This is a genomic window from Streptomyces lydicamycinicus (genome assembly GCF_000829715.2).
Classification (GTDB): Bacteria; Actinomycetota; Actinomycetes; order Streptomycetales; family Streptomycetaceae; genus Streptomyces; species Streptomyces lydicamycinicus.
Genome location: NZ_BBNO01000005.1, coordinates 93899 through 106761, shown reverse-complemented (window position 1 = coordinate 106761; position 12863 = coordinate 93899). Strand labels below are relative to the sequence as shown.

Here is a 12863-nt window from a genome sequence, read left to right as displayed (position 1 = left end):
GATCTGAGCCGTGGAGGACAAGGTGCGGGTGGTCATCGCCGAGGACTCGGTGCTGCTCCGGGAGGGCCTGACCAGGCTGCTCACCGACCGGGGACACGAGGTCGTGGCCGGTGTGGGGGACGCCGAGGCGCTGATCAAGGTGATCGGGGAGCTGGCGGACGAGGGGGCACTGCCGGAGGTGGTGGTGGCGGACGTACGGATGCCGCCGACGCACACCGACGAAGGGGTGCGGGCCGCGATCCGGCTGCGCCGGGACCACCCGGGCCTCGGCGTGCTGGTCCTCTCGCAGTACGTCGAGGAGCAGTACGCCACGGAGCTGCTGGCCGGTTCGAGCCGGGGCATCGGCTATCTGCTCAAGGACCGGGTGGCCGAGGTGCGGGAGTTCGTCGACGCGGTGGTCCGGGTCGCCGGGGGCGGCACCGCACTGGACCCGGAGGTGGTCGCCCAGCTGCTGGGCCGCAGCCGTAAGCAGGATGTGCTGGCCCATTTGACACCCCGGGAGCGGGAGGTGCTGGGGCTGATGGCCGAGGGCCGGACGAACTCCGCGGTCGCCCGGCAGCTGGTGGTCAGCGACGGTGCGGTCGAGAAACACGTCAGCAATATCTTTTCGAAACTGGGGCTGGCGCAGAGTGACGGGGATCACCGCAGAGTGCTTGCGGTGCTCACCTATCTCAACTCCTGAGGATCTGACACCCTGTCAGATGGGCTGTTCGAGGTGTTTTCCGCGCAGGTCCAGGGCTTTGGACGTAGAACCAATGGAGGAGTCCGGAGCGTCATGAAGAACGGGGTCACGGGGGCGGTGATTTCATGACAAAACGCACCAGATCGCTATCTCATGTTGACGTCCATTATGCGATCGACCCAAGGAAGGTCACCCTTACCCACGTACGATGGTTATGGGACAACCGGTCGGTACGACAGGTCCCGAGCCCTGCCTCCGGCGGGGACGCCGCACCCCTCGAGGGAGGTCCGAAGCAGTGACCAGCCAGGTCAGTAGCCCAGCCGAGCAGACCGACGCAGCGCTTGTCGGGGAACAACGCGCGTCCGGTAACGGCGGCGAAGGCAAAGAAGTCCGACGTCTGGACCGGGTGATCATCCGGTTCGCCGGTGACTCCGGTGACGGTATGCAGCTCACCGGCGACCGGTTCACCTCCGAGACGGCCTCATTCGGCAACGACCTGTCGACGCTGCCCAACTTCCCCGCCGAGATCCGGGCCCCTGCCGGGACCCTGCCGGGCGTCTCCAGCTTCCAGCTGCACTTCGCCGACCACGACATCCTCACGCCCGGTGACGCACCGAATGTGCTGGTCGCGATGAACCCCGCCGCACTGAAGGCGAACCTCGCCGATGTCCCGCGGGGCGCGGACATCATCGTCAACACCGATGAGTTCACCAAGCGCCCGATGGCGAAGGTCGGCTACGCCACCAGCCCGCTGGAGGACGGCTCGCTGGAGGCCTACAACGTCCACCCGGTGCCGCTGACCACGCTGACGATCGAGGCGCTCAAGGAGTTCGGGCTCTCCCGCAAGGAGGCCGAGCGCAGCAAGAACATGTTCGCGCTGGGCCTGCTGTCGTGGATGTACCACCGGCCGACCGAGGGCACCGAGAAGTTCCTGCGGGCGAAGTTCGCCAAGAAGCCGGACATCGCGGAGGCGAACGTCACCGCGTTCCGGGCGGGCTGGAACTTCGGCGAGACGACGGAGGACTTCGCCGTCTCCTACGAGGTCGCACCGGCCACGAAGGACTTCCCCACCGGCACCTACCGCAATATCTCCGGGAATCTCGCGCTGTCCTACGGGCTGATCGCGGCGGGCCGGCAGGCGGATCTGCCACTGTATCTGGGCTCGTACCCCATCACCCCGGCCTCCGACATCCTGCACGAGCTGTCCAAGCACAAGAACTTCGGTGTGCGGACGTTCCAGGCGGAGGACGAGATCGCCGGTATCGGCGCGGCGCTGGGCGCGGCCTTCGGCGGCGCGCTGGCGGTGACCACCACCTCCGGCCCCGGTGTGGCGCTGAAGTCGGAAACCATCGGCCTCGCGGTGTCCCTTGAGCTGCCGCTGCTGATCGTGGACATCCAGCGCGGCGGCCCCTCGACGGGACTGCCGACGAAGACCGAGCAGGCCGACCTGCTCCAGGCCATGTACGGCCGCAACGGCGAGGCGCCGGTGCCGATCGTGGCGCCGAAGACGCCCGCCGACTGCTTCGACGCGGCGCTGGACGCGGCCCGTATCGCGCTCACCTACCGCACCCCCGTCTTCCTGCTCTCTGACGGCTATCTGGCCAACGGCTCCGAGCCGTGGCGGATCCCCGACATCGAGGAACTCCCCGATCTGCGGGTCCAGTTCGCCTCCGGCACCAACCATCAGCTGGCGGACGGCACCGAGGTGTTCTGGCCGTACAAGCGCGATGAGCAGACGCTGGCCCGCCCCTGGGCCGTACCGGGCACGCCGGGTCTTGAGCACCGCATCGGCGGCATCGAGAAGCAGGACGGCACCGGCAACATCTCCTACGACCCCGCCAACCACGACTTCATGGTGCGCACCCGCCAGGCGAAGGTGGACGGCATCGAGGTTCCCGACCTCGAGGTCGACGACCCCGCCGACGAGAGCGGCCGGGGCGCCCGGACCCTGGCCCTGGGCTGGGGCTCGACGTACGGACCGATCACTGCGGCGGTCCGGCGCGTCCGGCGCGGGGGAGACCGCATCGCGCAGGCCCATCTGCGCCATCTCAACCCCTTCCCACGGAATCTCGGCGAGGTCCTGGCGCGTTACGACAAGGTGATCGTGCCGGAGATGAACCTCGGACAGCTCGCCACTCTGCTGCGCGCCAGGTACCTCGTCGACGCGCACTCGCACACCCAGGTCAGCGGAATGCCGTTCAAGGCCGAGCAGCTCGCGGAGGTCTTTAAGGAGGCCATCAATGACTGAGGCGATCTCGGAGAGGCCCTCGCAGATCGAGGCGCTCTCCCTGGTGCCCAAGGCCGACGCCAAGCAGTCCATGAAGGACTTCAAGTCCGATCAGGAAGTGCGCTGGTGCCCCGGCTGCGGTGACTACGCCGTCCTCGCCGCCGTGCAGGGCTTCATGCCCGAGCTCGGCCTGGCGAAGGAAAACATCGTCTTCGTCTCCGGCATCGGCTGCTCGTCCCGCTTCCCGTACTACATGAACACCTACGGGATGCACTCCATCCACGGCCGCGCCCCGGCCATCGCCACCGGCCTGGCCTCCTCGCGGCGCGATCTGTCCGTCTGGGTCGTCACGGGCGACGGCGATGCGCTGTCCATCGGCGGCAACCACCTCATCCACGCCCTGCGGCGCAACGTCAACCTCAAGATCCTGCTGTTCAACAACCGGATCTACGGTCTGACCAAGGGCCAGTACAGCCCCACCTCCGAGGTCGGCAAGATCACCAAGTCGACGCCGATGGGCTCGCTGGACGCGCCGTTCAACCCGGTCTCGCTGGCGCTCGGCGCCGAGGCGTCCTTCGTGGCCCGCACCGTCGACTCCGACCGCAAGCACCTCACCTCGGTGCTGCGCGAGGCCGCCGCCCACCCCGGCACGGCCCTGGTGGAGATCTACCAGAACTGCAACATCTTCAACGACGGCGCCTTCGAGGTCCTCAAGGACAAGGAGCAGGCCGAGGAGGCCGTGATCCGGCTGGAGCACGGGCAGCCGATCCGCTTCGGCGCGCTGGCCCCCGACGGCTTCGGCTCCAAGGGCGTGGTCCGCGACCCGGCCACCGGCGACCTCAAGATCATCGACGTCCGGGAGGAGGGCACGGGCGGGGTGCTGGTGCACGACGCCCACAACCCCTCGCCCACGACGGCCTTCGCGCTCTCCCGGCTCGCCGACCCCGACACCCTCCACCACACCCCCATCGGTGTGCTGCGCAGCGTCGACCGGCCGGTCTACGACACCCTGATGTCCGACCAGTTGGACGCCGCCATCGAGCAGAAGGGCAAGGGCGACCTCGCCGCACTGCTGACCGGCAATGACACCTGGACGGTCGTCGGCTGACCGACCGGTGCCGAAACGGGTGCCTCCGGGAGCGTCTTACGGCGCTCCGGAGGCACCCGTTCGTTGTGGGCCGTACTCACGGCAGGCCGCTCCTCCCCTGCGCCGTGCCGGTGCCGCGCCGCCGGGCGATGCTGAAAGGGATCCCGTAGCAGCTATCCGTACATCCGTCATAGACGATCGTTTATCGCAGGCGTACGGTCGGGTCCTCAGCCAGCGAGCCCACAGGGGGTACTCATGAGCTACGTCGTCACCGGCGCCACCGGGGCACTCGGCCGGCTCGTCATCGAGGAACTGCTCCGGCGCACCACACCGGGCGAGATCGTCGCCCTCGCCCGCGACCGGACCAAGGCCGCCGGCCTCGCGGCCCGCGGGGTGGAGATCAAGACCGCGGACTACAGCCGCCCCGAAACCCTCCAGGGCGCCTTCGCGGCCGGTGACCGGGTGCTGTTCATCTCCGGGAACGAGGCGGGGCAGCGCCTCACCCAGCACCGCACCGTCATCGACGCCGCGCGGGAGGCGGGCGTCGGGCTGCTGGCGTACACCAGCGTGCTGGGCGGGCCGACGGCCACGTTCGCCATCGCCGAGGAGCACCTCGCCACCGAGCAGGCGCTGCTCGCGTCCGGGGTGCCGTACTGCCTGCTGCGCAACGGCTGGTACCACGAGAACTACACGGGCGCGCTCGCCACCACCCTCCGGACCGGCGCCGTCGTGGGCAGCGCGGACGGGGGCCGGGTGGCCACCGCCGCGCGCCGGGACTACGCCGAGGCGGCCGCCGTCGTGCTCACCGGCAGCGGCCACGAGAACACGGTGTACGAGCTGAGCGGCGACACCGCCTGGACGATGGCCGAGTACGCGGCCGAGGTCTCGCGGCAGACCGGCCGGCGCATCGCGTACCGCGATCTGCCGCCGGAGCAGTATGCGGCGCTGCTGGTGGAGGCGGGCGTACCGGCGCTGGGCGCCCGGCTGATCGCCGACGCGGACACCGGGATCGCCCGCGGCGAGCTGTCCGCGACGCCCGGGGAGCTGTCCCGGCTCATCGGCCGGCCGACCACACCGATCGCCGAGGCGATCGCGGAGGCACTGAAGGGACTGGAGGGGCCGAACGGGCTGCCCGCCTGAAGGAAGCCCGCCGGACCGCTCCTAGGGACCGTCATGACCGTATGGCAAGACGGGCATGACAGGCGGTCCGGGCGGCGCTACGTTCACCAGGGCGACACGGCACCACCAGGAGGGTCCTCTTGCAGCCTCGAAGCGATCAGCGCACCGGACTCGCCTACGGCATCGCCGCCTACACCATGTGGGGCCTGCTGCCGCTCTACTGGCGGCTGCTGGACGACGCCGCGCCCTCCGAGATCCTGGCCCATCGCATGGTGTGGTCGCTGCCCGTCGCCGTCGTCCTCCTGGCCGTGCTCCGCCGCTGGTCCTGGATCGGCCCGCTGCTGCGGCAGCCCCGGCGGCTCGGGCTGATCCTGGTCAGCACGCTGGTGATCTCGGCGAACTGGTTCCTCTACATCTGGGCGGTCAACTCCGGGCACGTCCTGGAGGCATCGCTCGGCTACTTCATCAATCCGCTGGTCAGCATCGCCTTCGGCGTCCTGGTGCTGCGCGAACGGCTGCGGCCGCTCCAGTGGGCAGCGGTGGGGATCGGCGCGCTGGCCGTCCTGGTGATGACCGTCGCCTACGGCAGGATGCCCTGGATCGCGCTCGCGCTGGCCTTCTCGTTCGCGACGTACGGGCTGGTCAAGAAGGGCATCAAGCTCGACGGGATCGAGGGCTTCAGCGCCGAGACGGCCCTCCAGCTGCTGCCCGCGCTGGGCTTTCTGGTCTTCCTCGGCCTGCGCGGCGAGGCCAGTTTCACCACCGGGGTGGGCCAGGCGCTGCTGCTGTCGGCCTGCGGGGTCGCGACGGCGGTGCCGCTGATCTGCTTCGGCGCCTCGGCCGTGCGGCTGCCGCTGACGATGATCGGGATGCTCCAGTATCTGGCGCCGACCTTCCAGTTCCTGCTGGGGCTCACGGTCTTCCACGAGACGATGCCGCCGGAGCGCTGGGCCGGGTTCGCGCTGGTGTGGCTGGCGCTGGCGGTGCTGACCTGGGACGCGCTGCGGACCGCGGGGCGGGCACGGGCGGCGCTGGCCGAGGCCGCGGCCCAGGCTGCCGCGGCGGCACCTCCCCCGGAAGCGGCCGCGGACGCGACCCCGGCAGCCGTGGCGGCGCCGCACACCGCGGAGCAGCCGGGGACGCCGCGGCCGCCCGGCCTCACGCAGTGATGTCCCGGGTGCTGAAGCGCGCCCAGGCCGCCGAGCCGAACACCACGGCGTACAGCGCCTGTAGGCCGAGGTTCTTCTCCAGCTGGTCCCAGTAGACGGGGTCGCGGAGCAGGTCCGCGAAGGACAGCCAGTAGTGCGGGAAGAGGTAGGGCTGGAGAGCGTGCAGCTGCGGGAGCGAGTCCAGTATCTGCACGGTGATCAGCAGGCCGACCGTGGTCGCCATGGCCGCGATACCGCTGGTGGTGAGCGTCGACACGAACAGGCCGATGGCGGCCACCCCGGCCAGGGACACCGCCACCGCGACCGCTATGGCCAGCGCCCGCAGCAGCCCCTCACCGAAGGACACGGAGGTGCCCGAGAGCAGGGTGACCTCGCCCAGGGGGAAGAGCAGCGCGCCGGTCGCCAATGCGGAGAGCGCCACGATCAGGGTGCTCACCAGGCAGAACGTCAGGGTCGTGGCGTACTTGACCAGCAGCAGACGGGTACGGCCCGCGGGGGCGACCAGGAGATAGCGCAGCGTCCCGCCGTGTGCCTCACCGGCGAGGGAGTCGCCCGCGATCACGCCGACGGACATCGGCAGGAAGAACGGCAGGGTCACCGCGAGCGAGGCGAAGACCAGGAAGAGGCCGTGGTGGGTGACCTGGGAGAGGAAGGCCGGGCCGCCCTCCCCGCCGCCACCGCCACCGCCGCCCGGCCCGCCGTCACCGGTCTCGATCCGCACGGCGACACCGACCAGGACCGGTACGCCCGCGAGCACCGCCAGCAGCGCGAGGGTGCGCCAGCGCCGGAACGTCATGGCGATCTCGCTGCGCAGCAGCCCCAGCGACCACAGCGGCCGGGGCGTCCGCGCCACCGCCTCAGCCTGCGACATCGAAGCCCTCCCCGGTCAGCGCCACGAAGACATCCTCCAGCGAGGGCCGCGCCGTGCCGAAGCCGCGGACCCGCACACCGGCGTGCACCAGCGCGGCATTGAGCTCCGCGATCTCCCGCGGCGCCCCGTCCTCCGCCCCGCCCAGGGGGCCGTCCGGGGGCGGGAGTTCGCCCGTCACCCGGTCGTCGGTGATCTCCACACCGGTCACCCCGCACTCCTTCAGCACCCGGGCCGCCTCCGCGGTGTCCGGCGTGATCACCGTGAGTCCGGCGTGGCCGTGCGGGCCGAGGACCGTGGCGGAGAGGTTGGCGACCGTGCCCTGGGTGAGCAGCCGGCCGCGGGCCATCACCGCGGCATGGGTGCAGACCTGCTCGATCTCGTCGAGGAGGTGCGAGGAGAGAAAGACGGTCGTACCGTCCGCCGCCAGTTCGCGGACCAGGGCCCGGATCTCCCGCATGCCCTGGGGGTCCAGGCCGTTGGTGGGCTCATCGAGCACCAGCAGCTCACGGGGCTGGAGCAGGGCCGCGGCCAGACCGAGGCGCTGCTTCATACCGAGTGAGTAGGCGCGCGCCTTCTTGCCGGCCGCCGCGGCCAGGCCCACCCGCTCCAGCGCCCGGCCGACCCGCGCCTCGCGGGTCCGGGGATCGGCGGCCGGGTCGGCGGCGTCGAACCGGCGGAGGTTGTCCCGCCCGCTGAGGAAGCCGTAGAGCGCCGGGCCCTCGATGAGCGCACCCACCCGGGGCAGCACCCGGCGCCCCGCGGCGGGCATCGGCTGCCCGAGCACCCGGGCGCGGCCGGCGGTCGGCTCGATCAGGCCCATCAGCATGCGGATGGTGGTGGTCTTGCCGCAGCCGTTGGGACCGAGGAAGCCGAAGACGCTGCCGCGCGGTACGGCCAGATCGAGGCCGTCGACGGCGAGCCGCCCGCCGCGGTACGCCTTGGTCAGCCCCTGGGTCTCGATCGCCCACTCCCCGGCGGGTGCAGGCATGGCCCCGGGCTCGTCGACGGGCGGGCGCATCCGGTCGGGGCCCGGGGCGGGCGGTGCCGGCATCGGTTCCCCCCTGTCGTACGGAAGGCCCACGGGCGGTGCCGCGCCACCCCTCCGCGAAGGGGTGGCGCGGCGGTCCCGCGAGGCCGCGGTGGTGCCTTACTTGGCGGCGTTGGCCGCGTTGATCAGGGTCTGCTTGTCGACGGCGCCGACATAGACCGTGCCGTTGTCCGTGATCAGGGCGTTGACCAGACGGGTGCTGAAGACCCGGCCGGAGCCGAACTTGCCGTTGACCTTGTCACCGATGCTGTCCAGGAACTTGCCGACGTCACCGCCCGCGCCCTTGGCCTTGTCCTTGTCCTTGCCGGAGGGCAGACCGGAGCCGTCGCCCTTGATCGTGGCGATGGACGTCCAGCCCTTGCCGATGACGTCCATCCCGTCCATGTCCTTGGCGAGGTGCTTGCGGGACGGGGCGTCCTTGCCGTGCTCGCGCTGCGCGGTCGCGCGCTCCTTGTCGCCGTCGACGACCTTGGCACCCTTGGGCGGGGTGAAGGAGAACGTGCTCGCGGCGGGCTTGGCGAAGTCGACGTTGGTGTAGCCGACGTCGACGGCGGCGGCGCCACCGCTCTTGGGGGTCAGGGTGAACTTCAGCGGCACACCGTTGGCGGCGTCCACCGCGACCCGGATCGAGCCGACCGTGGAACCGGCCTGCTTGGGCTTGATCAGCAGCTGGTAGGCGTCCCGTCCGGCGACCTTGGCGGTGCCGTCGACGCTGACCGAGGTCGTGTCCCCGGCCGCCTCCAGGGCCTGCTTCGCGAGGTCCTGCGGCGTCGCGGTCTTCAGGTCCTTGGGCAGGCCCTCGGGGGCGCGGTGCTGCTTGCCGGACCGGTCGCCGGGGGCGGTGTTGTGCACGGCGGTGTTGCTGCCGCTGTCGTACGCCCAGACGTCCTTGCCGTTGTGGACGAGGCTGTACTCGGCGGCCTTGTCCACGATGGAGACCCGCTGCTTCTCGGGGCCGTCGGCCGCGACGCGCAGCGTGTGCGCACCGGACGCCAGCTCCATCAGCTTCTGCTGGGGCGCTGCGGAGGCGCCCTCCCCGCCCTGCGCGCCGCCGTCCTGGGCACCGCCGAAGCCGCCCGCTCCGCCACCGACGCCCGGCAGCGACGGCAGGCCGAGGTCCGTGGTGACCCGGACCGTCCCGGAGAGCTGCTGGACATCCGACTTGGCGACCTTGGCTATCAGGTCCTGTGCCGAGATTTTCGGCAGGTCCGGAGCGGAGCCGGCGAACGCCGGGACCAGCCCGATCATGGCCGCCGACACTCCCGCCACCGCGACCGGCACGCCATACCGCACCGCCTTACGGCGCTTCGGGGAACGCTCCCCGCCCCATCCGTCGGTGACCTCGGTCGGTTCGTTCCGTGGCATCTGCCCTACCTCCGTCGTGTGCGGCGGCTGCTGTGCTGTCCACGTGTTCCCCCCTGGGGCCCAGGGTCACCTGCCCGCCGCGCTCAGGTGGTTCCATCTCACCAAACCGCCCGGCACAAAACGTCAGCCCGCGGGAGCAACTCGTCGTACTGCTGAGGTATGACGCACGATCACCTCAGGTCGGAGGCCGTACCACAGGAGGCGGAGCACTCCCTAGGGGATGCGGGGAAAGCTCCTCAGGGATGTGGCGGCATGCCGCAGGCGCAGGGGCGGCGGGATGCCTCAGGGACAGGCACCGCGGCCTCAGCCCGCGCGGTGCACCACCGCGTCGCAGAGCCCCTCAAGAGCCGACTTGGCCATGCACGAGGGCAGCGGCGCCAGCATCGCGCGGGCCTCCTCCGCATAGCGCACGGTGTCGCGGCGGGCCTCTTCGAGCGCCGGGTGGGCGCGCAGACCGGCCAGCGCCTCGGCGTGCCGGGCGTCGTCGGTGAGGTCACCGGCCAGCAGCTCGCACAGCGCGCGGTCCTCGGGGGTACCGGCGGAGCTTTCGGCCCGCGCGCGCAGCCGCAGCACCGGCAGCGTCGGAATGCCCTCGCGCAGGTCCGTCCCGGGCGTCTTGCCCGACTCGTGCGAGTCGCTGGCGATGTCCAGCACATCGTCGGCCAGCTGGAAGGCCGTACCGAGCCGCTCGCCGTACTGGGTGAGGATGTTGACCGTCGACTCCTCGGCGCCCGACATCATCGCGCCGAAGCGGCAGGCGACGGCGACCAGCGAGCCGGTCTTGCCCGCGAGCACGTCCAGGTAGTGGTCGATGGGGTCCCGGCCGTCGCGCGGGCCCGCGGTCTCCAGGATCTGGCCGGTCACCAGGCGTTCGAACGCCTCGGCCTGGATGCGGACCGCCTCGGGGCCGAGGTCGGCGAGGATGTGCGAGGCGCGGGCGAACAGGAAGTCGCCGGTCAGCACCGCGACGGAGTTGCCCCAGCGGGCGTTGGCGCTGGCCACCCCGCGGCGCACATCGGCCTCGTCCATCACGTCGTCGTGGTAGAGCGTCGCCAGATGCGTGAGCTCCACGACGACGGCGGAGGGCACCACACCCGGGCTGTAGGGGTCACCGAATTGGGCGGCCAGCATCACCAGCAGCGGCCGGAACCGCTTGCCGCCCGCGCGCACGAGATGCTGCGCGGCTTCGGTGATGAACGGCACGTCGCTTTTGGTGGCCTCCAGCAGGCCCTCCTCGACAGCCGCCAACCCGGCCTGGACATCGGCCTCAAGAGCCTGGTCCCGCACGCTCAGCCCGAAGGGCCCGACGACGGTCACGAGGGGTACTCCTGTCTGCTGACGATCAAACTGAATGTCGATCTGTCGCTGTCTCCACCATTGGCCAGCGTATCCGGTCGCAGTTCGATCACCGTGAGCGCCCGCCCCCCGAACCGCCCGGGAAGCACGGCGACCCCTCGGCCGGGATGTTCCGGATCATCTGTTGACGCGCTGCGACGCGGAAGAGCGGGACCGGCGAACGGGAAGAGCGGGACCGGCAACCGTCAGCATCCCCGGTCCGCTTCCGCTCGGGCAAGGCCCCACGGACCGGCCATGGCCGGAAAGCCCCGCCCCGGTCACCGCCCCGCCCCCGGAGCGGACGTACCGGTCGCCGCCCCGTGCGAAATCACCGTGGCGCAGGACGACTTCCGCGCCCACGCACCCCCGGCCGTCCTGGCCGGGCGAGGCGAGCACGCGGCATACGGGACACCGGGCGTCCCGGGGTCACCGGGTGCCGGGCCGGTGCGGGCGCCCCGCCTCACCCGTACGCCCGCGCCACCGCCCTGGCCAGCCGCGGCGAGGCGAACTCCGTACCGCACACGAAGCGCATCGCGGGCCCGAAGGAGGCGGCCGCCGGCAGCCCCGTGAAATACAGCCCCGGCACGGACGAGCCGAAACCGCCGTCCAGCAGCGGACCGCCGGCCCGCACCACGATCCCGGTGCGCAGCCCCGCTCCCAGGAAGTCCAGCGCCGCCAGATCCATCCGGTAGCCGGTCGCGGCCAGCACATGGTCGGCGACGACCTCCCCGCCCTGCCCGTCCGCGCCGCGCAGCGCCAGTACGGGGCGGCCGTCACGGACCGTGGCCCGTACGATCCGCCGCCCCTGCGTCACCCGCACCCGGTCGGTGAAGCGCTCCCGCAGCCACCACGCCCCCCGGGGGACGGGCACCCGGCGCCCCAGATACCGCCGGGCGGGCGCCGGCAGCCGGCGGAAGGCACCGGCGCGGTACGCCGGCGCATACCGCGGCCAGGCGCCGAACGGCGACGGCGGGCGCCGCCGCGGCCGGTGGTCCGGCGGCGCGCCGAAGCCCACCGCGCCGGGACCGCGCGCCACCACCCGTACGGCCGCCGCGCCCGTCTCGGCGAGCAGCACCGCGCTCTCCAGCGCCGACTGCCCGGCACCGATCACGACCACGTCCCGGCCGGCCAGCGCGGACAGATCGTGGTGCTGCGAGCTGTGCGAGACCGGCCCGGTGGCCGACGGGCCGTCCGGGAGCGCGGCGGCCAGTTCCGGCGGCAGCTGCGCCATTCCGGTCAGGCCGGTGGCGACGACCACGGCCCGCGCGCCGACCTGCTCACCGCTGTCCAGCTTCAGCTCGAAGCCGTCGGCCCGCCGGTCGACCGAGACCACCCGGACCTGCTCCAGCCCGGGGACCAGCCGCTGCTGCACCCACTGCCCGTACCGCACGAAGGTCTCCACGGGGACGAGGTCCCGGTCCGTGACGTAGGGCCCCTCCCCCGTCGCCGCGCAGAAGTCGCCGAGGGTGTGGCCGGGCTGCGGGACGCCGATGCCGGAGGCCGCGGGCGCCGAGGTGAGCAGCATGCCCGCGGGCATCCCCGCGCGCCAGCTCGCCATCGGCTGCCCGAAGACCCGCACCGGCAGGCCGTACGCCCGTAGATGCGCGGCCGCCGACAGCCCGTACGGGCCGGCCCCGATGACCGCTACCGGAGTGCTCACTTCGGTCCCTCCCTCGCGTGAAGAACGGCCGCCCGGCCGCCTCTTCGGCGAGGGGGAGCAACAGCCCCGTCACCCGCCGGTCCGGCCCCTCCCGCCCGGTGGCCCCCGTCCTCCCGCCGGTCAGGGAAGGAAGTTAGGCCCGAATTGCGCGGTGCGGCAAGGCTTTTCCGGACATGACCGATGCGTGGGGCGCGGCGCACCGCGCCACCGCCCACCGTCTGCGTACGTCTCCGCGCCCTCGCGCCCCGGGACCGCCCCGTAGATCACCGCCCGGCCGTACTCTGATCAACGGCCCCACGG

At 71.8% G+C, this 12863-nt stretch carries 10 protein-coding genes; 5 read left to right on the top strand and 5 right to left on the bottom strand.

The window, feature by feature from the left end; translation table 11 throughout:
• The first annotated feature begins 22 nt into the window (after positions 1 to 22).
• The 5 genes from TU31_RS18125 (at position 23) to rarD (ending at position 6284) form a co-directional block, all read left to right on the top strand.
• Positions 23 to 682 carry a response regulator transcription factor gene (locus TU31_RS18125; protein ID WP_042156605.1) on the top strand — a complete coding sequence of 220 codons (660 nt, stop codon included), beginning with the start codon at positions 23 to 25 and terminating at the stop codon, positions 680 to 682.
• A 295-nt stretch (positions 683 to 977) separates the two neighbouring features.
• Positions 978 to 2930, top strand: coding sequence for a 2-oxoacid:acceptor oxidoreductase subunit alpha (locus TU31_RS18120; RefSeq protein WP_042155781.1), 1953 nt, complete (start codon positions 978 to 980; stop codon positions 2928 to 2930).
• Positions 2923 to 4017 (top strand): 2-oxoacid:ferredoxin oxidoreductase subunit beta, encoded by a 1095-nt coding sequence (locus TU31_RS18115; RefSeq protein WP_042155780.1) that lies wholly within the window; start codon positions 2923 to 2925, stop codon positions 4015 to 4017. Before TU31_RS18120 ends, TU31_RS18115 begins: the two co-directional genes overlap by 8 nt.
• Before the next feature lie 234 nt (positions 4018 to 4251).
• Positions 4252 to 5136 carry an SDR family oxidoreductase gene (locus TU31_RS18110; protein WP_042155778.1) on the top strand — a complete coding sequence of 295 codons (885 nt, stop codon included), beginning with the start codon at positions 4252 to 4254 and terminating at the stop codon, positions 5134 to 5136.
• Positions 5137 to 5255: 119 nt separating this feature from the next.
• On the top strand, positions 5256 to 6284 hold the full coding sequence (gene rarD, locus TU31_RS18105) for an EamA family transporter RarD (protein WP_042155775.1): 1029 nt from the start codon (positions 5256 to 5258) through the stop codon (positions 6282 to 6284).
• Here the strand turns inward: rarD and TU31_RS18100 are convergent.
• The 5 genes from TU31_RS18100 to TU31_RS18080 all read right to left on the bottom strand — a co-directional run bounded on the left by TU31_RS18100 (position 6274) and on the right by TU31_RS18080 (position 12563).
• Entirely contained in the window at positions 6274 to 7155 is an 882-nt protein-coding gene (locus tag TU31_RS18100; protein ID WP_042155773.1) for an ABC transporter permease, read from the bottom strand. The genes rarD and TU31_RS18100 overlap by 11 nt on opposite strands.
• The gene (locus TU31_RS18095; RefSeq protein WP_042156602.1) at positions 7142 to 8173 is read right to left on the bottom strand and encodes an ABC transporter ATP-binding protein; all 1032 of its coding nucleotides are present in this window, start codon (positions 8171 to 8173) and stop codon (positions 7142 to 7144) included. Before TU31_RS18095 ends, TU31_RS18100 begins: the two co-directional genes overlap by 14 nt.
• Positions 8174 to 8302: 129 nt before the next feature.
• Positions 8303 to 9568: a LolA family protein gene (locus TU31_RS18090; RefSeq protein ID WP_042155771.1), complete on the bottom strand. Its 1266-nt coding sequence runs from the start codon at positions 9566 to 9568 to the stop codon at positions 8303 to 8305.
• Between the two features lie 303 nt (positions 9569 to 9871).
• Positions 9872 to 10885, bottom strand: coding sequence for a polyprenyl synthetase family protein (locus TU31_RS18085; protein ID WP_042155768.1), 1014 nt, complete (start codon positions 10883 to 10885; stop codon positions 9872 to 9874).
• A gap of 478 nt (positions 10886 to 11363) precedes the next feature.
• Positions 11364 to 12563 carry an FAD-dependent oxidoreductase gene (locus TU31_RS18080; RefSeq protein WP_042155766.1) on the bottom strand — a complete coding sequence of 400 codons (1200 nt, stop codon included), beginning with the start codon at positions 12561 to 12563 and terminating at the stop codon, positions 11364 to 11366.
• Positions 12564 to 12863 lie beyond the last annotated feature (300 nt).

Coding starts and splice junctions, on each gene's coding strand:
- TU31_RS18115 (WP_042155780.1), top strand. CDS start 2,923: ATGACTGAGGCGATCTCGGAGAGGCCCTCGCAGATCGAGGCGCTCTCC.
- TU31_RS18110 (WP_042155778.1), top strand. CDS start 4,252: ATGAGCTACGTCGTCACCGGCGCCACCGGGGCACTCGGCCGGCTCGTC.
- TU31_RS18100 (WP_042155773.1), bottom strand. CDS start 7,155: ATGTCGCAGGCTGAGGCGGTGGCGCGGACGCCCCGGCCGCTGTGGTCG.
- TU31_RS18095 (WP_042156602.1), bottom strand. CDS start 8,173: ATGCGCCCGCCCGTCGACGAGCCCGGGGCCATGCCTGCACCCGCCGGG.
- TU31_RS18090 (WP_042155771.1), bottom strand. CDS start 9,568: ATGCCACGGAACGAACCGACCGAGGTCACCGACGGATGGGGCGGGGAG.